Source organism: Nocardia sp. NBC_00508 (assembly GCF_036346875.1).
Lineage (GTDB): Bacteria > Actinomycetota > Actinomycetes > Mycobacteriales > Mycobacteriaceae > Nocardia.
Window position 1 is genome coordinate 366420 of sequence record NZ_CP107852.1, and the last position, 20421, is coordinate 386840.

The 20421-nt window shown below is 68.6% G+C and carries 19 protein-coding genes; 14 read left to right on the forward strand and 5 right to left on the reverse strand.

The genetic code is table 11. The features are described from left to right. Positions 1-153 precede the first annotated feature (153 nt). Together OHA40_RS01480 and OHA40_RS01485 are read left to right on the forward strand one after the other, a co-directional pair. Positions 154-1416 (forward strand): PucR family transcriptional regulator, encoded by a 1263-nt coding sequence (locus OHA40_RS01480; RefSeq protein ID WP_330231267.1) that lies wholly within the window; start codon positions 154-156, stop codon positions 1414-1416. 102 nt (positions 1417-1518) lie between these two features. Continuing rightward, positions 1519-1953 carry a CBS domain-containing protein gene (locus OHA40_RS01485; RefSeq protein WP_330231268.1) on the forward strand — a complete coding sequence of 145 codons (435 nt, stop codon included), beginning with the start codon at positions 1519-1521 and terminating at the stop codon, positions 1951-1953. Here OHA40_RS01485 and OHA40_RS01490 read toward each other — a convergent pair. Further along, positions 1950-2381: a pyridoxamine 5'-phosphate oxidase family protein gene (locus tag OHA40_RS01490; protein ID WP_330231269.1), complete on the reverse strand. Its 432-nt coding sequence runs from the start codon at positions 2379-2381 to the stop codon at positions 1950-1952. The genes OHA40_RS01485 and OHA40_RS01490 overlap by 4 nt on opposite strands. Positions 2382-2571: 190 nt before the next feature. Between OHA40_RS01490 and OHA40_RS01495 the strand changes: the two genes are divergently transcribed. The 5 genes from OHA40_RS01495 (at position 2572) to OHA40_RS01515 (ending at position 8812) form a co-directional block, all read left to right on the forward strand. Then, a complete protein-coding gene (locus tag OHA40_RS01495; RefSeq protein WP_330231270.1) occupies positions 2572-3780 on the forward strand; it encodes an aminotransferase class V-fold PLP-dependent enzyme in 1209 nt (402 codons plus the stop codon). Further along, positions 3777-5060 (forward strand): heavy-metal-associated domain-containing protein, encoded by a 1284-nt coding sequence (locus OHA40_RS01500; protein ID WP_330231271.1) that lies wholly within the window; start codon positions 3777-3779, stop codon positions 5058-5060. The genes OHA40_RS01495 and OHA40_RS01500 overlap by 4 nt, the downstream gene beginning before the upstream one ends. Beyond that, on the forward strand, positions 5057-6580 hold the full coding sequence (locus tag OHA40_RS01505) for a decarboxylase (RefSeq protein WP_330231272.1): 1524 nt from the start codon (positions 5057-5059) through the stop codon (positions 6578-6580). Before OHA40_RS01500 ends, OHA40_RS01505 begins: the two co-directional genes overlap by 4 nt. Continuing rightward, positions 6580-7905: a pyridoxal-phosphate dependent enzyme gene (locus OHA40_RS01510; protein ID WP_330231273.1), complete on the forward strand. Its 1326-nt coding sequence runs from the start codon at positions 6580-6582 to the stop codon at positions 7903-7905. The genes OHA40_RS01505 and OHA40_RS01510 overlap by 1 nt, the downstream gene beginning before the upstream one ends. Before the next feature lie 277 nt (positions 7906-8182). After that, the gene (locus tag OHA40_RS01515; RefSeq protein WP_330231274.1) at positions 8183-8812 is read left to right on the forward strand and encodes a TetR/AcrR family transcriptional regulator; all 630 of its coding nucleotides are present in this window, start codon (positions 8183-8185) and stop codon (positions 8810-8812) included. 55 nt (positions 8813-8867) lie between these two features. On the opposite strand, the gene OHA40_RS01520 is transcribed toward OHA40_RS01515, so the two are convergent. Further along, complete coding sequence (locus tag OHA40_RS01520; protein WP_330231275.1) at positions 8868-11894, reverse strand: tetratricopeptide repeat protein; 3027 nt, start codon at positions 11892-11894, stop codon at positions 8868-8870. 135 nt (positions 11895-12029) lie between these two features. On the opposite strand from OHA40_RS01520, the gene OHA40_RS01525 reads away from it, so the two are divergent. From OHA40_RS01525 to ligD, 5 genes are all read left to right on the forward strand, one after another. Next, positions 12030-12263: a hypothetical protein gene (locus OHA40_RS01525; RefSeq protein ID WP_195131363.1), complete on the forward strand. Its 234-nt coding sequence runs from the start codon at positions 12030-12032 to the stop codon at positions 12261-12263. A 19-nt stretch (positions 12264-12282) separates the two neighbouring features. After that, positions 12283-13383 carry an SPFH domain-containing protein gene (locus OHA40_RS01530; protein WP_330231276.1) on the forward strand — a complete coding sequence of 367 codons (1101 nt, stop codon included), beginning with the start codon at positions 12283-12285 and terminating at the stop codon, positions 13381-13383. Positions 13384-13421: 38 nt separating this feature from the next. Further along, on the forward strand, positions 13422-13817 hold the full coding sequence (locus OHA40_RS01535) for a cold-shock protein (protein ID WP_442943891.1): 396 nt from the start codon (positions 13422-13424) through the stop codon (positions 13815-13817). Positions 13818-13943: 126 nt separating this feature from the next. After that, positions 13944-15053: an ATP-dependent DNA ligase gene (locus tag OHA40_RS01540; RefSeq protein WP_330231278.1), complete on the forward strand. Its 1110-nt coding sequence runs from the start codon at positions 13944-13946 to the stop codon at positions 15051-15053. Beyond that, positions 15050-16051: a non-homologous end-joining DNA ligase gene (gene ligD / locus OHA40_RS01545; protein WP_330231279.1), complete on the forward strand. Its 1002-nt coding sequence runs from the start codon at positions 15050-15052 to the stop codon at positions 16049-16051. The genes OHA40_RS01540 and ligD overlap by 4 nt, the downstream gene beginning before the upstream one ends. Positions 16052-16060: 9 nt before the next feature. Here ligD and OHA40_RS01550 read toward each other — a convergent pair whose 3' ends face one another. Then, positions 16061-16819: a DUF4190 domain-containing protein gene (locus OHA40_RS01550; RefSeq protein WP_330231280.1), complete on the reverse strand. Its 759-nt coding sequence runs from the start codon at positions 16817-16819 to the stop codon at positions 16061-16063. A 231-nt stretch (positions 16820-17050) separates the two neighbouring features. On the opposite strand from OHA40_RS01550, the gene OHA40_RS01555 reads away from it, so the two are divergent. After that, positions 17051-17386: a hypothetical protein gene (locus OHA40_RS01555; RefSeq protein WP_330231281.1), complete on the forward strand. Its 336-nt coding sequence runs from the start codon at positions 17051-17053 to the stop codon at positions 17384-17386. A gap of 16 nt (positions 17387-17402) precedes the next feature. Here the strand turns inward: OHA40_RS01555 and OHA40_RS01560 are convergent, their stop codons facing one another. Both OHA40_RS01560 and OHA40_RS01565 read right to left on the reverse strand, forming a co-directional pair. Continuing rightward, positions 17403-18065 carry a TetR/AcrR family transcriptional regulator gene (locus OHA40_RS01560; RefSeq protein WP_330231282.1) on the reverse strand — a complete coding sequence of 221 codons (663 nt, stop codon included), beginning with the start codon at positions 18063-18065 and terminating at the stop codon, positions 17403-17405. Continuing rightward, complete coding sequence (locus OHA40_RS01565) at positions 18049-19194, reverse strand: acyl-CoA dehydrogenase family protein (protein ID WP_330231283.1); 1146 nt, start codon at positions 19192-19194, stop codon at positions 18049-18051. Before OHA40_RS01565 ends, OHA40_RS01560 begins: the two co-directional genes overlap by 17 nt. Before the next feature lie 272 nt (positions 19195-19466). Between OHA40_RS01565 and OHA40_RS01570 the strand changes: the two genes are divergently transcribed. Next, a complete protein-coding gene (locus OHA40_RS01570) occupies positions 19467-20399 on the forward strand; it encodes an alpha/beta fold hydrolase (protein ID WP_330231284.1) in 933 nt (310 codons plus the stop codon). The last annotated feature ends 22 nt before the right edge of the window (positions 20400-20421 follow it).

Below are 20421 nucleotides of genomic sequence, written 5' to 3' on the forward strand. Positions count from 1 at the left end.
GCGTCGAGTCACCGGCAGCTCATCGCGCGACACATCAGGCTGACGATCGATCTCACCGATCACTCCCGGTGCACCCGACCCTTTCGTATAGTGATCGATCGACTCGGGCGCCATTTCTCGCACGCCTGACGTGGCATTTGGAGCGAACTCGTCATGACCTACTCCGCGTTGGAACTGTCCGCTGGCTCGTCCGACTCGGCGCTGGAAATCGGTGGGCAGCCGGCTTCGGTCCCGCTGCAGAACACCGACCGCGTGGCCTCGCGCATGGTCGGATACTTCGAGAACTGCATGGCCCCCTGCCGGACCCTGCCCGGCGAGCAATTGCGCGGAGACGTCACCAAACTCACCCGAAGCTGCCTGAGCCTGGCCGCCGAGATGCTCGACCGGCGCACCGTGCCCGACGACGAACAGCTCGGCGCGGTGCGCGCGGCCGCGACCAGGTGGGCGCGCGAGGGGGTGCCCCTCAGCACCATCCTGCGCACCTACCACGAGGGGCTGCGCATCGCGTTCGGCCTGGTCACCGCGCGGGCCAAAGCCGACGACGTGGACGAGGTGCTGATCGCCACCGATCTCATCCTGGAGCTGCTGGAGGCGATCACCGCGGCGGTGTCGGACGCCTACGTCGACGAGCAGCACCTGGTCGCCAAGGAGCACCAGACGGCGGCGCAGACACTCGCCTCGGCACTGCTCAGCGGTCGCGGCAGCTCGGCATTGGCACGGCAGACCGGCATTCCGATCGCCGAGTCCTATCAGGTTGTCGCGCTGTCGATTCCGGAGCACCCGGACGAACGCGATCCGCGCGTCGACGGGAACGTCGCGGCGCGCCGCAAGCTACGCAGGCTCCAGTCCGAGCTGGCCACCACGTTCGCCTCCCGCGCGCTCGCCCTGCTCAGCATCAAGGGCGGCACGCTACTCATCCCGGTGGGTGACGACGCCGAGGCCGCGCTCAGCGACGCGACGCTCGACGTGCTGGCCGAGGCCGCCGAGGTTCCGCTCACCGCGACGGTGGTGCCGAGCGAGACCGATCGGATACCGGAGTCGGCCGATCAAGCCCACGAACTGCTCAATCTGGTTCGCGTCGGCGCCAGACCGCCCGGTCTCTATCAGATGTCGGATCTGGCCGTCGAATACCAGCTCACCCGCGGCGGTCCGGCGACACGGCGGATCGCGACCATCCTCGATCCGCTCGATGCCCATCCCGAACTGTTCGACACCATGCGCGCCTACCTCGGCAACGACATGAATCGCCAGCTCACCGCACGCCAGCTCTACGTGCACCCGAACACGGTCGACTACCGGCTGCGGCGCATCGCCCAGCTGACCTCGATCGATCTGGCGACCTCGGCGGGCATCTCGCAGGCGGCGATCGCGCTGCTGGCGCGCGACCTCGACCGCAGCGTCGCCGGGCGTCTCTGACGTCCCCGCCGTGACCGAATCGTGGCCTGTAATGGATTCGTGCTGGTCACCGAACCACGAACTTGCGATCCTGGTAATGCCGCGACGTCTGGATGGTGAAATATGCGAATTTCGGAGATCCTGCACAGGAAGGGCAGCGACGTAGCCACGGTCGCACCCGACACGACGGTGCGCACGCTGCTCGCCGCGCTGGCCGAGCGGAATATCGGCGCGGTGGTCGTCTCGCCGGACGGCACCGCGATCGCGGGCATCGTCTCCGAGCGCGACGTGGTACGCAGTCTGCACGCCCGCGGTGCGGACCTGCTGGACACGCCGGTCTCGGAGATCATGACCGCCGACGTGCGCACCTGCGCCCCCGACGATCGGGTCGACGGCCTGCGCCGCATCATGACCGAGCACCGCATCCGGCACCTGCCCGTGGTGCACGAGGGCAGGCTGGTCGGCATCGTCAGCATCGGTGACGTGGTGAAGAGCGCGATCTCCGAACTGGCGACCGAACGCCAGCACCTCGTCGAGTACCTGCAGGGCCGGTACTAGTACTCGCTGAGGTCGCCCAGATCGGCCGAGAGCCAATGCTCCGGCCGCAGATAGACCACGACCTGCTCACCGAAGGACGCGGCCGCCTTCAGGTAGCCGTCGACCGATTCGGCCGGCAGATACCGCGCGGCCATCTCGTGGTGCATCTCCTCGGTCATCGGGGTGATCCGGCTGACCGGACCCTCCACGCTCACATACCGGACGGTCGGCTCGAGGTGCTGCACCATCAGGGTGAACCGGCCGGCTTCCCGGAGATGGCGCATCTTCTGCGACTCGGGACCGGTCAGCAGCCACACCTCCGCGCCGGGGCGGTACTGGTACCAGATCGGGACGGTCAGCGGGCCACGACCGGCGCCCGCGGACACCGAGAACGCCGCGATATGCGGCTGCGCGAGGAACTCTTGACGCTCTTGAAGGGTCAGCGGCATGCCGTCCAGGCTAGTCCTGAAAGCCGTTGCCCACGACAAAACTTCGTAGTCCGTACCAAAAATGCGTATCGTGGGTGGCGTCCGACCAGCCGATGAAGGGAGCGTCACGTTGCGGTCCCCGGCCTCGAGATCGCCGATCGCGCGGGCGGAGGCTCCCCGGCTATCGGCATCGGCGGCACTCGCGCCTGCGATGGTGCGGTCGCTGTTCCCCGCACTCGCCGACACCACCGAGGTCTACCTCGACAGCGCCGCGACAACGCAGAAACCGCTGCCGGTCATCGAGACGATCCACCGCTATCACAGCAGCGGCACCGCCAACGCGGGACGCGGCACCTACCCGTGGGCCACCGGCCTCACCGCGCGCATCGCCCGCGTCCGGGAGCAGGCCGCCGCCTTCATCGGCGCCGAGCATCCGGACGAGGTGGTCTTCACCGGCGGAGCCACCGCGGCGGTCAACGCCGTCGCACTGTCCTGGGGGCTGGCCGCGCTCGCCGACGGTGACGAAATCCTCTACAACGCAACCGATCACGCCTCGAACGTCTATCCGTGGCTGCATCTGCGCGGGCTGCTCGCCCGGTTCGGCCGCCGCGTCGAGCTGATCCCCTACCGGGTGACCGGCGCCGGTGAGGCGGACACCGACGACATCCTGGCCAAGGTCACGCCGCGGACCCGGCTGATCACGACCAGCCATCTGCACCACGTTTTCGGCGGGCTCAGCACGCTGGAGGAACTGCGCGAGCGCATCGACCCCGCCATCCTGCTGTGCTTCGACTGCTCGCAGAGCGGCGGGCATCTTCCGGTCGACGTGACCGCGCTCAGCGCGGATTTCGCGATCTTCGCCGCGCACAAGATGTTCGGCGCCCCCGGCACCGGAATCCTCTACTGCCGCAGGCGCGTGCACGACCGCCTCGTGCCGTTCCTGCCCGGCGGCAACTCCGGGGTGCGGCCGGGCGCGAGCGGACTGACCGCAGGGACGATGCCCGATCTGCTGGAGGGCGGCACCCCCAACATCCCCGGCATCCTGGCGCTCGGCAGCGCGCTGGAGGTGCTGGAGTCGTTCGGCCTCGGCGCCATCGCAGTGCACAACCGCACTCTCACCTTGCGCCTGATCGAGGGCCTGCGACCGGTCCCCGGCCTCGAGTTCCTGCCCGGGCCAGCGCATGCGGCGTGCGCGGTCGGCTACGGCATCGCCTCTTTCACGCTGGACGGGATCTCGGCGACCGACTTGGGATTCGTGTTGAGCGAGCTGGGTTTCCTGGTGCGCACCGGCGCGCATTGCGTCCCCGCTGTGGCCGACGACGCGGGCTCGGTGCGGGTCAGCACGCACATCTACAACACGCCCGACGAGATCGACCGATTCGTCGCGTGCGTGCAGTCCGTCGCCGAGGAGGTCACGTGAACACCGATACCCCGAGCTACGACCGGCGGGCCGCGTCCCGGGTGCTGGCCGAGCTGGCGCAGCCGGGGTTGTTCACCGCACCGGCGCCGCCTCCCCTACCGCGCCGTTTCGAATTCACTTGCGCCGCATTGCGTCCCGAGCACGATAGCCATCTCACGTATTCGCAGCGGCTCTATCTGGAGCGCTTCATGCGGCCGTGCCGCGCCGATCAGGTGACCAGCGCCACGCATCGGATCGCGTGGACCGACAGCGACGGCATCCCGAATACGGGGCACTTCCGGGCCGACGGTCTCGGCCCCGTGGTGCCGATCGCGATGCGTGAGACCGTCCTCGCGCTGTGGCACGCCCTGGATGCGAACGCCGGATTCGCCGAGCGTGTCTCGGGGCTCGGGCCACGTGAGCACGCGGTGCTGACGGCCACGACCACCGACCACGATCCGCGCGACATCTTCCGGGTCGGCGTCGAGGCCGCCGGGCGCGCGCTCGCCCAGCACGCGCTGCTGGCCGGGCAGACCCCCTATCGCGATCCCGCCGAATTCGCCAGGGGTATCCGCGATTCCGGTTTGTTCGCCGCGGTGGCCACCCGCTGGTATTGGGAGTTGCAGGCCTCGACGTATCGGCGCGGCATGATTCCGGTCGATCTCGAAACGCAGCCCGACGGCACCGTGCGCTACTCGGCGCAGACGGTGGCGACGCTGCGCACGATGAAGGACGCCACCATCGCCGACGCGCACACCGTGATGCACCGCGCCACCACTACCGAGGGCCTCACGGTCGCGGACGCGATCGCCAAATACCATGAGGATCTCGACCTGATCTCCCGGCAGTACGCGCTGCTGCCCGCGGGGAGCCACCCCGCCTGCCTGGCGGCCATGCCCCATCAGCTCGACAACGGGCACTACAGCATTCTTCCGGCGCTGGCCGACCGGTTCGTCTCGGTGTTCACCGAGATCGTCGATCGCTGCGAGGTCGCCGAGGTGAGCGCCGACCTCGACGAGGCGAGCGCCGACCGCGCCGCCACCGCCGAGGACCAGGTGTTCTATGTGCCGGATATGACTTGTAAGCATTGCGTTCGCACCATCGGCGGGGTGCTGGAATCGATGGACATCCGCGTGCTCGACATCGATCTGGACAGCAAACGGGTAGTCGCGGATTTCCGCAGCCCGCGCAACCGGGCCCGGGCGTTCGAGGCGATCCGGGACGGCGGCTATAACCCGGTCGCCGAGCAGCCGGATGCCGCGGCGCAGGCGGCCACCGAGCCGTCGGAAGCCGCGGTATGACGGCGTGGACTCCGGCGCTACCGGCAAAGCTGGATCCGCTGGTACGCGCCTTCCTCGACGCGCCGGGCGCCGTCACTGAAACGCTTGCGCGGTTCGGCTCTCCGGCGCACCTGGTGTTTCCGCAGGTCTACTCGGACAATCTGGCCGACCTGCGTGCCGTGCTGGATCGAAGGCTGCCGGTACACCGAATCTGCTACGCGCACAAAGTGAACCAGTCCCGCGCCTTTGTCCGCACTGCGGCCCGAGACGGTATCGCCATCGACGTCGCCTCACCGTACGAACTCGCCAGCGCCCTGGACGCGGGGTTCGATCCGGCGCGCGTCGAGGTCACCGGTCCGAAGGGGGAAGCCTTTCTGCGCGATCTCGTCGACCGCGGCGTCACCGTCAACGTGGACAATCTGTGGGAACTGGGCCGGATCGCCGAACTGGCCGGGCGATGCGGGAAAGTGCCGGTGCTGCTGCGCGTCTCCGGATTCGATGGCGGACCGGTGAGCCGGTTCGGCGTACCGCTCGCGCATGTGGGGCAGGCACTCGACCTGCTGGCGGCGCATCGCGAGCGACTCGATTTCCTCGGCTTCGCCTTTCACCTCGACTCCGGCGATCTCGGCGAGCGGATTCGCGCGATCGACGCCTGCCTCCGGGCGATCGAACAGTCCTACGATCGAGGGATGGCACCGTCGGTGCTGGATATCGGCGGCGGATTCCGTCAAGTGTTCACCGCCGACGCCGATCGGTTCGACGCCTACGTGCTCGCACTGCGCGAATCGCTGCTCGGCCGCGGCGAGCCGATGAGCTGGGGCAGCAATACCTTCGGCTATCAGGTGGCGGGCGGCGCCGTGCACGGCACGCCGGTATTCCACAAGTACGCCAACACCATTCCCGCCGCGAGCATGCTCGAAGACCTGCTGTCCGCGCCGTTGGAGCGGCACGGCGGGCGCACGGTGGCGCAGGTGGCGGCCGACAATCTGCTGGAGGTGTGGCTGGAACCGGGCAAGGCGCTGGTCGACCACGCGGGCATCACGGTGGCCACGGTCGAGTTCGTCAAGGAAGTCGCCGACGGCAGCGTACTGGTGCACGTCGATCTCAGCCGCGATGCGGTGACACCCGCCGACCAAGAGGTCATGGTCGATCCGATCCTTCCGCATGCCGACGCCGCGGCCCGCACCCCCGGAAACGGGGATGCCCCCGGCCCGGTCGGCGTGTACGTGGCCGGGCGGCTGTGCTTGGAGCGAGACCTGATCACCAATCACAAAGTGTGGCTGCCTGCCACGCCGCGACCCGGCGATCCGATCGTGTTCCCGAATACGGCCGCCTACCATATGGATCTGTCCGCGGCCACGGCATCGATGCATCCGCTGCCCGCGAAACTCGCGGTCACCCGGCGCGCCGAGGGCTTCCAGGTCGTCCCCGACGCGGACTACGAGCCACACGTGCCCGTCGAGCCGTCGCGGCCACACCGCGCCGTGCCACCCGCTGACCACCGCCCCACCGGGCAGGTCCGATCCGTCGAGGCTTCCTGATGCGCTACGACCACATCACCGAACTCATCGGCAACACACCCCTGCTCCGGCTCGACCCCGCGGTGCACGGGCTGGCGAACGTCGAGCTCTACGCGAAGCTGGAGTCGCACAATCCGTTCGGCTCGGTCAAGGACCGGGTGGCGTGGGGGATGATCCGCGACGACCTGGACGAGATCCGCGCGACGGGGCAGACGCTCATCGAGGCATCCAGCGGCAATACGGCCAAGGCGCTGCGCGTCCTCGGGGCGGTGTACGGCATCGGCCTGCGCGCGGTGACCAATCGGATCAAGGTGGCCGAGGTCCGCGAACTCCTGCAGCTGTTCGGCACCGACATCGTGGAACTGCCCGGACTGTCCGAATGTCCGGACCCGACCACACCGAATGACGTCTACTCGGTGATCGAGTCGACCATGGCGCAGCGGCCCGGCGCGTACCGTCACCTGTCGCAGTACACCAACGAGAAGAACGTCGAGGCGCATCATCAGGGCACCGGACGGGAGATCCACGAGGACCTCGCGGCCGATGGCATCAATAGGATCGACTACCTGATCGGGGGGCTCGGGACGACCGGATCCACCCGTGGCACCGCCACCTACCTGCGCAAGCACAATCCCGAATTGCGTACCGTCGCCGTTGTTTCCGAGCGGTCGGACTTCATTCCCGGTATCCGGTCGGAGACGGAGATGTGGGATGTCGGACTGTTTCAGCCCGATTTCTACGACTCGATCGTCACCGTGACGGCGGGCGACGCCGTGGACGCCACAATGCGCCTGGCGACCGGATACGGTGTCCTGGCCGGGCCGACCAGCGGCGCGAGTTATGCGGCCGCGCTGGAAACGCTCACCGCGCTGGATCTTTCGGCCGCCGACCCGGAAGATCCGATCATCGCGGTCTTCATCGTCTGCGACCGGCTCGAGCCGTACCTGTCGTACATCAAGAAGCGCAGGCCGGAGCTGTTCGGCCGAGCCGAACGCGAGGCGGAGCCGACCGCGGTGGAACTGGCGGCGACACCGGCCCTGTCCCCCGAGCAACTCGCCGAGCTGGACCGGGCCGACCGGCCCACCATCGTGGACACCCGTGGCGCGATGGCCTACCGCATCGGCCACGTGCCCGGCGCACTCAACATCCGGGACGACCAGCTCGACGACATGTTCGGTCACGGCATCCCGTTTCCGCGGTCGCGCCCGGTGGTTTTCGTCTGTCCGGTCGGCGAGCTGTCCCTGCGGTTCGCCGCACGTGCCCGGCGGGCCGGATACGACGCCGCCAGCCTGGCGGGCGGCGTCGTCGCGTGGCGCGACGCGGGACTGCCCCTGGAACGCGGCTGACCGTGGGGTCCACCGTGATCGGCCGCTACCGCGCCCCGATCGGTCGTGGCGCCGGTCCCAGCAACGGGGCGAGCGGCCGCGATAGAGGTGGTGAACAGTTCGGCTGTGGACGTGAACAATTCGACGAATGCCACCGCGGTACTGCGCTCGAACAGCGCGGTCGTAGCAACCCACAGCTACCACGCCGTGTCCGCCCCGGATCCGTTTCGGCATCCCCCGAGCGTGCGGGGCGGTGCGCGCCGCGTCCGGGCGCGCCGCCACACACTATCGTTGGCCCGTGCAGACAGGTCAGGAATCAGACGGAGACGCCGGCCCACGGATCTGGGGTGGAACGACGCTCACCGAGCGCAGGGACGCGCGCCGGGCGGCGCTGCTGGAGGCCGCGCTCGATCTGATCGGCGAATCGGGCGCGAGCGGCGTCACCATGCGCGCGGTATGCCGCACGGCAGGCCTCACCGACCGCTACTTCTACGAGAGCTTCGCCAGCCGCGACGAGCTGCTCGACATGCTGTACCGCCAGGTCGCCGATGAATTCCTGGAGCCGATGACCGCCTTCGCCGCTACCGACGACCCCTCCCGTGACCGCGTGCTGTCGGAAATCCTGGTGGACAAGGTGCTGGCCGATCCGCGCAAGTCGCGGCTGTTCCTGGTCGAGCCGTACTCGAGCACCGCGCTCGGCCAGACCACCTTCGCGGTGATGCCGGTGTTCACCCGGATCATGCAGGACCATCTGTTCGGGCACATCGACGACCCGGTCAAGCGCAGGCTGGCGGCGGTGACGATGGCCAGCGGCAACGCGGGCATGTTCTCCGCGTGGCTGAACGGGTCGTTACGCGCCACCCGGGAGCAGATCATCGAGCACTGCATCGCGACGCTCACCGCGTACCGCTCGCTGTACCGCTCCTGATGGCCCGGTCCGGCCCCGCACCATCGAGACAGGGTCGTCGCGTCGGGCCGGGCGGCTAATCCCCGGCCCGGGCCCGCCAATAGGCCAGGGTGTTCCTGGTCCGGATGGTAGCGACGTGGTTGGGGCCGAGGGCGCGCAGTTCCGCGACGAGCAGGACCTCGAGTTCGGCGACAGCGCGCTCCAGGTCGCCGTGGCGGGCGCGGCAGGACGCGAGATCATTGCGGATGTCCAGGGTGTCCGGATGATCGGGGCCGAGGACGCGCAGCCGGTCGGCGAGCAGACGCTCCAGGTCGGCGATCGCACCGGCGAGATCGCCGCTGTCGGCGCGGTAGGTAGCCAGCCGACCGCGCGTCAGCAGGGTGTCGGGATGGTCAGGACCGAGGACGCGCAGGCGGTCTGCGAGCAAGCGGGTGAATTCGGCGCCCGCCCCCACCAGGTCACCACTGCGGGCACGGAACGCCGCGAGGTTGTTGCGGGCTCCGAGCGTCTCGGGGTGGTCGGGTCCGAGCACGCGCAGATGGTCGACCACCAGCTGTTCGAATTCCCCGCGGGCGCCGTCGAGATCGCCGCTGTCGGCACGCCAGTACGCCAGGCTGTTCCGGGTGCGCAGGGTGTCCGGATGGTCCGGTCCCTGGATCCGGGCGCGGTCGGCGCGCAGCTGCTCGAAGAGGGCGATCGCACCGGCGAGATCGCCGACGTCGCCCCGATTGGACGCGAGATTGTTTCTGGTGCGCAGGGTTTCGGGATCGTCGGGACCGAGCAGGCGGAGCTGGTCGGCGAGCAGCCGCTCGAATTCCGCGCCCGCGCCGGAATGGTCGCCGCAGTGGGCGCGGTAGCCGGCCAGCCGGTCCCGGCTGTTCAGTGTGTTCAGGTCGTCGGGGCCGAACACGCGCAGCCGGTCGGCGAGCAGCCGCTCGAAATCGGCTATGGCGTCGACCAGATCGCCGCTCTCGGCGCGGTGGTAGGCGCACCGGTCCCGGGCGGTGAAGGTATCGGGGTGATGTGGACCGAGCGTCTCGACGAAGTCGGGTAGCCACGCGACCCACAGGTCTCGATCGTCGGCCGACCTCCCGGTTTCCAGCTTCACCAGAAAGTCGATGGCCAAGGCGGAATCGCCGTAGGCCAAGCAGTGGCGCACCGCCGCGCCGCGCGCGTAGTCGGCGGCGCGGTCGCTGGGGGTGGACTGGATCGCCGCGACGAGGGCGCGGTGCGCGTGCACGAGCAACACGCCGAGCCGGTGGCATTCCGTGTCCAAGGTGGGCAGGAACGCGCCATGGCTCACGCCGAGCGACTCACGGACGGTGCCGGGATGACTGCGGGTGACCAGCGCTCCGAGATTCACGGTGAGGTCGCGGATCCGCGCGGCGTTGAGGTCCATCCCCATCGATGTCATTGCCGCCTCCAGCAACTCCAGTGGCAAGACGGGACCGACCCCCGCGGCCACCAGTACACCGAGCAATGCTCCGGTGGCCTGAGCGGTTTCGGTGTCGAACGTGCGCATCGCGGTCTCCAACCGCAGCGCGACTACCCGGTCGAGACCGATACCGGCGGCGACGGCGCCGTCGGTCAACCTTCCGGCCACCTCCAGCAGCAGCCGCGCCAGCAACCAGCCGCCCGATAGGACTCGCGAACCGCTCTTGTCCGTCGGTGTCTCGGCCAGCAGCCGCTGGATCCAGCCGATCCAGTCGACCGGGCCGATCGGCGCCGTCCCACGCGCAGACTCCACCACCGCGGCGATGTCGTCGGCACCGGGTTCGGCCACCTCGATCCGGTACATGTGCGCCAGCGCCGGGTGATCCTCGACGCCGGTACCGGGACGGATGCCGACGATCACCCGCACGTGCCGCAGATCCTCCCGCCGGGTCAGATCGGCGATCGCGGCCACGAGTAGTCGCCTGGTCCCCTCTTGTGGCTGGTTGAGTCCGTCGAACACCAGGGTGACCCGGCGGCCCGCGGTGGATAGTCGCGCCAGCGGATGCCGGACCAGGATGTCGAAGATATCGGACTCGTCCCTGGCCCGCGGGGTGCGCGCCGCCCGCGCCGCCTCCGCGAAGCCGGGCAGCCGCGCACCGAGCTGCGCGGCCAGCTCCGCGGCGACCGCTTCCACCGAGCTGCTTACCGTGAGAAATACCGCGGCGGTGATGTATTCGGGGGTCACGGCGAGGCTGTCCACCAGGCTGGGGCGGATCAGCATGGCCAGCAACGTCGATTTGCCCACGCCCGCGGGGCCGAGCACCGCCCGGAGCCGATAGCTGCCCGCGTCGACGATCGCGCCGAGACGCTCGCGCACATCGGGCGTCAGCAGCAGCCTCCTGGTCAGCTGGTCGACGAAACCGGCGGCGGAACGGCCGCTCACCGCGTCCCGATGGCGCGCGGTGTTCGGCACCAACCACAGACCCGGGTCGACGCCCTGCTCGGTCGACACCGCGCCGGAGTTGAACGAAAGATGCTGCGGCTGTTGCTGTGTGCACTGCATCGCGATCGGGTCCACCAAGTCCGAAGGCAGCAGATTCTCCCCGCGCAGCGGCAGGCCGGTGTCGAAGGTGGCGAGCATGGTTCTGGTGAAGCATCCGGAGTACGCGGGCCCGTCGCCCGAGGCCACCAGCAGCTCCATCCGCCCGCCCGCCTGCGCCAGCAGATCGGTCCACCGGCGCGCCGCGCCCTGCACGCCCTGCCCGGCCTCGCAGGCGTCGACCAGCATCACCAGCCCGTCGAGCGCCGCGCGATCGAGCCGCTCCCTGATCTCCTGGGTCAGGTGAAACGCGTTGTGCGAGTTGGGCGCCGACGGTGAATCGTGCCCGAGCAGGTAGAAGTCCTCCGCATTGGTTGCCACACCGTGCCCGATGAAACCGAGCAGCAGCGTGGCCTGCCGTTCGGATGCCGCGGCGAACGCGGCGTCCACCGCGGCGAACAGTTGCGCCGCAGTAGGATTCAGCACCGGCCCGTCGAGCTCGGTCGCCGACCGCCAGCCGCCCGCCTCGGTCAGACTCGTGTACAAACCCGTGGCGAGTTTCCCGGTGAACCCCAGTTCCCCCAGTGCCGCACACTCCGAACCCACCACCAGCGCGAGCCGTCCTCCCATGCGAAAAACATACCTGCGCGGCCGAGGCCCACCCGCGCTGGCATCGGGCCCGCCCGCCCGGTAGCCACGCGATATCGAAAGGTGCTGTGCGAGACGTAGGGTGACGGTTCGAGTGACAGAAAAGGAGATCGTGGGATGACCGACCCGGTGGTGGGTTTGACGGGTACGCTCACATCGCCGATCCGGGGCGCCGGGACGCTGGGTGAGGTCCTGGTCGCGATTCGAGGGGGAACCGAGCTGTACATCGCACAAGCCACCGAGCCGATCTCGGCCGGCTCGGCCGTGCTGGTCATCGCGGTCCATCCGGGGCGCGTCGTCGACGTCGTCCCGTGGATTCCGCTCGGCCCGGATCCGGCGGACGGAACCTGAAACAGTAAGGGAGACAGACGTGCTGGGCTACCACGTGCCAGACCCGGACGAGGCGATGCTGGTCAGCGGCGCCAAGAGCCGGGACAACGCGCCGTTCAGAGTGATCATCGGACGCGGCGCCTGGGTGGTTCCGCTGTTCCGGAAGGTGCGGTACCTGTCGCTGGCGATGTTCGAATCCGAGATAAAGGAGCGCTGCGTCACCAAGCAGGCGATCCAGCTCGACGTGCGCGCGGTGATCGCGTTCAAGGTCGCCAACGACACCCAGTCCATCGTCAACGCGGCGCAGCGGTTCCTCTCCGAGCAGGAGCGCGAGATGTCGGTGCTGACCGGACGGATCTTCTCCGGGCACCTGCGCTCGATCGTGGGGTCGATGACGGTCGAGGAGATCATCCGGGAGCGCCAGAAGCTCGCCGACGAAGTGCTCGTCGCCTCGAAAGTGGAAATGAGCAACATCGGCCTGTGGGTCGATTCCTTCCAGATCCAGTCCATCGACGACGGCAACCTCGGCTATATCGCCGCGCTCGCCGCCCCGCACAATGCCGCGGTGCAGCGGGACGCGCAGATCGCCCAGTCGCAGGCCGCGCAGGCGTCGGCGCAGGCCGAGCAGGAATCCCAGCGAAGGCAGGCGGAATATCAGCGCGAGACGGCGATCCTGCGTGCGCAGTACCAGCGCGATATCGACAAGGCGAACGCCGAAGCGGCGCAGGCAGGCCCCCTCGCCGAGGCGATGGCGCTGCAGGAGGTGCTCACCGCCCAGGCCGAGCAGGCGCGCAAAGAGGCCGAGCTGCGCGAACAACAGTTGCAGGCCGAGGTCGTCAAACCCGCTCGGGCCGAGGCGGATCGCGTGCGCATTCTGGCCGAGGCGGAGGCCGACCGCACCCGGATCCAGGCCGCCGCTGCCGCGTCGAACAACCGGATCGCGCTGGACCAGTTGTTGATCGAACAACTTCCGGAAATCGTCAAGCAAGCGTCGCATGGGTTGGCGAACGCGAATCTCACCGTGCTCAACGGCCCCGACGGCGTCGGCGAACTCGTGAACGGAATGGTCGGCCAGGGACTGACTGTTTTCAATTCGTTGCAAAAGGCGCTTTCCTCCAACGACGGCGAAAATGCGGGTTAAGGTGGCCGAGTAGCGACTGCGACGAGGAGCGGGTGTTGGTGTCCATCGGGAAATTGGTGTCGTTCGACAGCTCTCGGGGATTCGGATTCATTCGGCCGGAAGACGGCGGACCGGACGTGTTCGTCCATGTCAACGACATCGGCTTGGACGAGGACGAGTTGCGTCAGGGGCGGGTGTTCGAATTCGAGGTGACCGAAGGCGACCGCGGGCCGAAGGCGGTCAATCTGAGCGCGGTCGGCGGAGCGTCCGCACCAGTTCCCCGGCACAAGGGAAAAGACCGACCGGGTCCGGGACAGCTCACCGTCGCCGAACACAAACGTCTGATCACCGAGTTGCTCCTGGATGCCAGCCCCGCGCTCACCGCGGGCGAGATCCTCACCATCCGCGACCGGCTCACCACGTTCGCCGACCAGCACGGGTGGCTGGAGAACTGAGCGGCGCCGTCCACGATCGGTGTCGGTGCGGCCACCTACGATCGAGCCGAGGCTCCGTCACATACCGATGAGTTCGTCGCGTGCCCGACGTCGGTATGGGTGAGGATCGAACCCGAGGAGGATCGTGTGGACCTACCGGTGCTGCCACCCGTCCGGCCGATGCTGGCCAAATCCGCGTCAGCGGTGCCGCGCGAGCCGGGCCTGAGCTACGAACCCAAGTGGGACGGCTTTCGCTGCATCGTGTTCCGCGACGGCGCCGAGGTGGAACTCGGCTCCCGCAACGACCGTCCTCTGACCAGGTATTTTCCCGAGGTGGCCGAGCTGCTGCGGCAGGCGCTGCCGGACCGGTGCGTGGTGGACGGCGAGATCGTGGTGGTCACCGAACACGGCCTGGATTTCGACACGCTGCAGAACCGTCTGCACCCGGCCGCGTCCCGGGTCGCCAAGCTCGCCACCGAGACGCCCGCCAGTTTCGTCGCGTTCGACCTGCTCGCGCTCGGCGACAAGGATCTGACCGGCGAGCCGTTCGCCGAACGCAGGCGGCTGCTGGAGACGATCCTGGACACCGCGCTCGCCCGCGTGCACCTCACCCCGATCACGCACGACCCCGATATCGCCGAGGACTGGTTCACCCGGTTCGAGGGCGCCGGGTTCGACGGCGTCATGGTCAAGTCCGACGACCTGGCGTATCTGCAGGACAAGCGGGTGATGCTCAAGGTCAAACACGAGCGCACCGCCGATTGTGTGGTGGCGGGCTTCCGCTGGCACAAGGATGGCGCCGGGGTCGGCTCGCTGCTGCTCGGGCTGTTCGACGACGAGGGCAACCTGCACCACGTCGGCGTGGCCAGCAGCTTCACCGCGGCACGGCGCAGAGAACTGGTCGAGGAACTGGCGCCGCTGCGGGAGAACGCGCTGGCGAACCACCCATGGCGGCGCTGGGCAGACGCCGCGGCGCAGGCCGCGGCCGAGGGCAAGATGCCCGGCGGGGTGAGTCGCTGGACCGGCGGCAAGGATCTGTCCTGGGAGGCGCTGCGACCGGAACTGGTCGCCGAGGTCCGCTACGAGCACGTCCAATCGGGCAGACTGCGCCACGGCGGCAGGCTGGTGCGTTTCCGCACCGACCGGACTCCCGAATCGTGCACCTACGCGCAGCTGGACGAAGTCGCGCCCGCGGAATTGAGCGCCCTGTTCGGCGAAGCCGCAGCGCAGCCGAGCGCCGTCGAGGCGCGGTCATGAGTGAGTCGGTCGATATCGAGGTCGATGGCCGAACCGTCACGATCAGCAATCCGGGCAAGGTGTATTTCACCAAGCGCGGCGAAACGAAACTCGATCTGGTGCAGTATTACCAGGCGATTGCCGAACCGTTCCTGAACGTGGTCGGCGGACGGCCGCTGCTGCTGGAGCGGTATCCCGACGGGGCCTCGGGCAAATCCTGGTTCCAGAAGCGGGTGCCGAAATCCGCGCCGGAGTGGCTGCGCACCGTGGAGGTCTCCACACCGAACGGCACCACCAGCGACGCCCTGGTCGCCCACGATCTCGCCCATGTGCTGTGGGCGGTGAATCAGGGCTGCCTCGGATTCCACGTCTGGCCGAACCGCGCCGACAATCTGGAGATCGCCGACGAGTTGCGCATCGACCTCGATCCCTCCCCCGGCGTCGGGTTCGCGGATCTCAAACACGCTGCGGTGCGGACCAGAGACCTGCTCGCCGAACTCGGTATCGAATCGCGGATCAAGACCTCCGGTTCGCGCGGATTACATATTTATGTCGCGCTGGAACCGAAGTGGGACGGCTATCAGGTGCGGGCCGCGGCGGTCGCGCTGGCGCGCGAATTGGAACGCAGATATCCGGACGACATCACCGCGCAGTGGTGGAAAGAGGAGCGCGGGAATCGAGTATTCATCGATTTCAATCAAAACGCACCGCACAAAACCGTTTTCGGCGCCTGGTGTGTCCGGCCGAAAGTCGGTGCGCAGGTGTCGACGCCGATCAGCTGGTCGGATCTGGACTCGGTGGTCCCCGACGAACTGACCCTCGCCACCGTGCCCGCCCGCTACGCCGAATTCGGCGACCCGTGGGCCGACCGCACACCGCAGTCGATCGCCGCACTGCTGGAGATGTCCGAACGGGACATGGCGGCGGGCCTCATGGACGCGCCGTGGCCGCCGCAGTATCCGAAGATGCCGAACGAGCCGCCCCGCGTGCAGCCGAGCCGCGCGAAGAAGCCGGAGTAGCGTCGGCGGCTATTCGGTCCACAACACCCAGGTGCCGCTGCGTCCGCTGACCTCGCACACCACGGCGCGGCCGTCGGCGGTGCGGCCGGTCTTCGGCCCCGATGCGTCGCATTTCGCTCCGGCCTGCTGCACGGCGGTCGCCACCGTGTGCGGTCCGGACCACTGGTAGCCGCCGGCGGTGGTGAGGCAGATCAAGGTGCTGCCGTCGGTGGTGGTACCGATCTGGCCGAGTTGGGCCTCGCTGCACACCGAGCCCTTCGTGACGGGCCCCTGACCCGCCGCCGGCGGTGCGCCCGTCAGGGCGGCGCTAGGCGCCGGGGGCGTCGTGGTCGCCACCGGACGCTCCACAGTCGTTGGCACCGAGGCGACAGGGGTGGGTCCGACCGCGGCCTGCCGGTTGATCACATCCGGCAACCAGTTGCCCGTCAATAGCACGAATCCGGCCACCGCGGTGAGCTCGGCGACGCCGAGCAGCAGCGCGAACATCGCCATGACGCGCCCGCGAGGATGACTGAAGGCGATGAAGCCGAACACGATGGCGACCGGGAACAGCCCGAGCAATGCGGCGACCAGCGCGACGATCGCGTACGGATTGACGATCGGCGGAATCTCCACGCGGAGTCGTCCGGTCCGGCGGCGGCTCGCCGGCTGCTCCGGCCAGCGCTCGCCCTCGTCGTCCGGCCAGCGGCTCTCGGGTTCCGGCTCCGGCCAGCGCGGATCCGGTTGTTCCTGCCAGCGATCCGTGTCACGCCGTTCTGCCCGTGTCATCCAGGTCCCTCTCCACACCAACACACCGCGCAGGAACCTCGGACTGTCCGGACCCGCCCCGATATACCGACACAGAATAGGGTGCGCCACGCGAAAAGTTGATCTGAAGTGTCCAACACTTGTGATCGGGCCGTAATAACAACCCCGGTGCAACGCTCGCGGATCTGTTAGCGGAGGTGCATGCTGGTCGACAAGCAGCCGGTGCCGCCCCGGCGCTTCCCAGGAGGATCCATGTTCGACAAGACGACGTCCACCGGCCAGGACGCGCCGGACTGGCACGCAAGGGCCGGGGATTTGCTCGACGACAACTTCAACCTGCCGGGCATCGTGCTGTGCGCGCTCGCGGTCGTGGCGGTGGCGTGCACGCTGACCGCCGCCGGGTACGGCTTCACCGGCTGGACCGGAGTCGGCGCGGCGGTGACCGCGGCCCTGTGGATCGCGGGCATCGGCGCCCTGCTGCTGGAGCACCACCGGGAGCAAGTGATCGAGCTGAAGTACGGTCGGCACGGGCACGCTCCCGGAGCTCTGCGCCCCGTTCGCTACAGCCTCGAACCGCGCCGGCGGTGACCGTGCGGCCGCGGGCTCACTGTCTGCGGTCCACCTTCGGCAGCGACTCGGTGACCAGCGTCAGCAACATGTCGCACAGCAGCTCGTGCACCTGGTCGCGGGTGAGCGTGCCCCGGGTGATCCATTCCCGGCCCGCGACCTTGACCAGGCCGCCGTACGCGCGAACCATCGCGCGCAGTTCGGCGCCGTGTGCCGAATCGGCGAGCCCCACCATCAGCAGCAGACGCTCGGCGGCCGCGTCGTCGGCCGCGTCGAGGATCTGCTGTACCTCGGGATCGTCGCCGACGCCCTCGTGACTGGTCACCTTCACCCAGGTGCTGCCGTGCTGGGCGATGGTGTCCAGCAGCCAGTGCACGCTGGCGTCGACGCGTTCGCGCGAGGTGCCGGTGGGCACGGTCATGTCGTCGAGCTTGGGCAACGTCACCATCCGCCGCACCACCGCCAGATAGAGGTCGCGCTTGTTGCCGAAGTAGTGGTTGATCAGCCCGCGGGCCACACCGGCCCGCTGCGCGAGCTCGGCGGTGGAGACGGCCGCGTACGGCCGCTCGCCGAACATGTCGATCGCACAGGCGAGAATCTGCGCGCGCCGCTCGTCGGGTTCGAGCCTGCGGCGGCGCGGTAGCGCCGGGTCGGCGCCATCGTCCGCCGTGGCGCTGCTGGTTTCAGAGAGACCGTGCAATGAGATCCTTCATCACCTCGTTGCTGCCCGCGAGGATGCGCAAGACGCGGGCGCCGGTGTAGAGCTGCGAAATCGGATACTCCGTCATGTAGCCGTAGCCGCCGAACAGTTGCAGGCAGCGGTCAACCACGATACCCAGCTGATCGGTCAACCAGTACTTCGACATGGCAGCGGTGGGGACATCGAGTTCGCCGCGCAGATGCCTGCCGATGCAATCGTCCAGGAAGGTACGGGAGACCTTCGCGATGGTCGCGCACTCGGCGAGTTCGAACTTGGTGTTCTGCATCGCGAACAGCGGTTTGCCGAATGCCTCGCGACCTTTGGTGTAGTCGACGGTGAGCCGCACGGCTTTCTCCATCATGGCGACCGCGATGATCGCGGTGACCAGCCGCTCCTGCGCCAGCAGCCGCATCATCTGATAGAAACCCTGGCCCTCCACCCCGCCGAGCAGGTTGGTCGCGGGCACGCGCAGGCCGTCGAAGAACAGTTCCGCGGTGTCCTGCGCCTTGCCGCCGATCTTGTTCAGAATGCGTCCGCGGGTGAAGCCCGGGGTGTCGTCGCCGACTTCGGCGAAGATGAGCGAGACGCCCGCCGCGCCCTTGGCCGGGTCGGTCTTGGCGGCGATGATGATGCCGTCGCAAAGCCAGCCGTTGGTGATGAAGATCTTCGAGCCGGTGATCACGTACTCGTCGCCCTCGCGCACCGCGCGGGTCTTGATGTTCTGCAGGTCCGATCCGGTGCTCGGCTCGGTCATGCCGATGGCGAGTACCATCTCGCCGCCGGCGGCCTTGGGCAGCACGCGCCGCTTGAGCTCTTCGGAGCCGAACTCGGCGAGGTAGGGCGCGATGATCGTGCTGTGCACGGGGATGCCCATCGACCCGTCACCGGCACGCGCCTGCTCCTCGATGATCGCGGCCTCATGCGCGAAGGTGCCTCCGCCGCCGCCGTATTCGGCCGGGATCGCCGGACACAGCAGGCCGAGTTCGCCCGCCCGGTTGTACAGTGCGCGGTCCGGATGCCCCTGGGCGACGAATTTCTCCTCGTGCGGGACGACCTCCTTCTCGAAGAAGGTCCTCGCCAGATCTCGTACCGCCTCGACCTCGTCGTCACTCCACGCCGCGCGCGCCATCGCTCGATCCTTTGCTCGCTCCGGTCCGACCCCGTCGCCGGCTCCGCCCTCAGATTCCCGGACTATTGGCGAGTTGTCAACAAGCGCGGCGTACGTTGCCCGACTCACCGGGCGCGGTTGGTCGGCCGCATGCTGTATCCCCGTGAGCTGCGCCATATTCAGCGGCGCACGACTCCCCTCGCCGGTCGATTCTTCCTACTGTCCGTAGGGAATCACTGACCTGGTGCACGACAGCGACGTGCCCTCGGAATCGGTACGAACGAGGCAAAGACATGACCGAACCGCTCGACACCACCGAGACGCCCCACCCCGACCGGACCTGGACGGTCACCCGCGATGGCGCCGATCTCGCCGTCTTCGAATGGGGCGACCCTGCCGCCGAACCGCTGGTGCTGGTGCACGGCCTCACCGACACGCATCGCGTATGGGCGACGGTGGCGGCGCTGCTCGCCGACGGTTTCCGTGTCATCGGCTATGACGTTCGCGGACATGGCCATTCGGCCGGGCCCGGACCGGCCTCGCAGTATCGCCTCGACCGGCTGGCGGAGGACTTCTTCGCGGTGATCGATGCCGCCGCCCCGCGTCGGTCCGTGCACATCTGCGGCCACGGCTGGGGCGCGGTGCAGCTGTGGGAGGCGGTGTGCGACGAACGGGCCAACACCCGCATCGCCTCGTTCACGGCGATCGCCGGACCGAATCTCGACCACCTCGGTCTGTGCCTGCGTGCGCTGGCGCCGCGCGCCCGCCAGGAGCTCGGCGACCCGGGCTGGTGGTTGCGCGGAGCGTGCTGGGCGCTCACGCCCGGATCGATCGCCCGCAGGTTCTACCCGCCGCGCGTCCGCGGCCTGCTGGTGCGGCCACTCGGCGGTATCCCGCCGGTGCCCGCGCGCCTCGCGCGCACGTGGGCGACGGATGTCGTCGCGGGGGCGCGAATCGCGCAGGTCAACCTGCTGCATCACCTGAGCAGGCCGCGGGTGCGGCGCACCGCCGTTCCGGTGCAACTGCTCGTGGACACCACCGACCCGTTCGTCCCGGCCGCGGTCTACGACGCCTCCGCGCGCTGGGTCGACCAGGTGTGGCGCCGCGCCGTCCCGGCCGATCACTGGCTGCCGATCACCGAGCCGCTGCTGGTCGCCGAGGCGATCGCCAACTTCGTCGATGACCTGCGCGCCGACCGGGCGGCGATCAGCCCGCGCAGCAGCTGACCGCAACCGGACGGCTACCCGG

What these genes read in the sequence shown, in the direction of transcription:
- OHA40_RS01480 (WP_330231267.1), top strand. Translation starts at nt 154, where the DNA reads ATGACCTACTCCGCGTTGGAACTGTCCGCTGGCTCGTCCGACTCGGCG.
- OHA40_RS01485 (WP_330231268.1), top strand. Translation starts at nt 1,519, where the DNA reads ATGCGAATTTCGGAGATCCTGCACAGGAAGGGCAGCGACGTAGCCACG.
- OHA40_RS01490 (WP_330231269.1), bottom strand. Translation starts at nt 2,381, where the DNA reads ATGCCGCTGACCCTTCAAGAGCGTCAAGAGTTCCTCGCGCAGCCGCAT.
- OHA40_RS01495 (WP_330231270.1), top strand. Translation starts at nt 2,572, where the DNA reads ATGGTGCGGTCGCTGTTCCCCGCACTCGCCGACACCACCGAGGTCTAC.
- OHA40_RS01505 (WP_330231272.1), top strand. Translation starts at nt 5,057, where the DNA reads ATGACGGCGTGGACTCCGGCGCTACCGGCAAAGCTGGATCCGCTGGTA.
- OHA40_RS01510 (WP_330231273.1), top strand. Translation starts at nt 6,580, where the DNA reads ATGCGCTACGACCACATCACCGAACTCATCGGCAACACACCCCTGCTC.
- OHA40_RS01520 (WP_330231275.1), bottom strand. Translation starts at nt 11,894, where the DNA reads ATGGGAGGACGGCTCGCGCTGGTGGTGGGTTCGGAGTGTGCGGCACTG.
- OHA40_RS01525 (WP_195131363.1), top strand. Translation starts at nt 12,030, where the DNA reads ATGACCGACCCGGTGGTGGGTTTGACGGGTACGCTCACATCGCCGATC.
- ligD (WP_330231279.1), top strand. Translation starts at nt 15,050, where the DNA reads ATGAGTGAGTCGGTCGATATCGAGGTCGATGGCCGAACCGTCACGATC.
- OHA40_RS01550 (WP_330231280.1), bottom strand. Translation starts at nt 16,819, where the DNA reads ATGACACGGGCAGAACGGCGTGACACGGATCGCTGGCAGGAACAACCG.
- OHA40_RS01555 (WP_330231281.1), top strand. Translation starts at nt 17,051, where the DNA reads ATGTTCGACAAGACGACGTCCACCGGCCAGGACGCGCCGGACTGGCAC.
- OHA40_RS01565 (WP_330231283.1), bottom strand. Translation starts at nt 19,194, where the DNA reads ATGGCGCGCGCGGCGTGGAGTGACGACGAGGTCGAGGCGGTACGAGAT.
- OHA40_RS01570 (WP_330231284.1), top strand. Translation starts at nt 19,467, where the DNA reads ATGACCGAACCGCTCGACACCACCGAGACGCCCCACCCCGACCGGACC.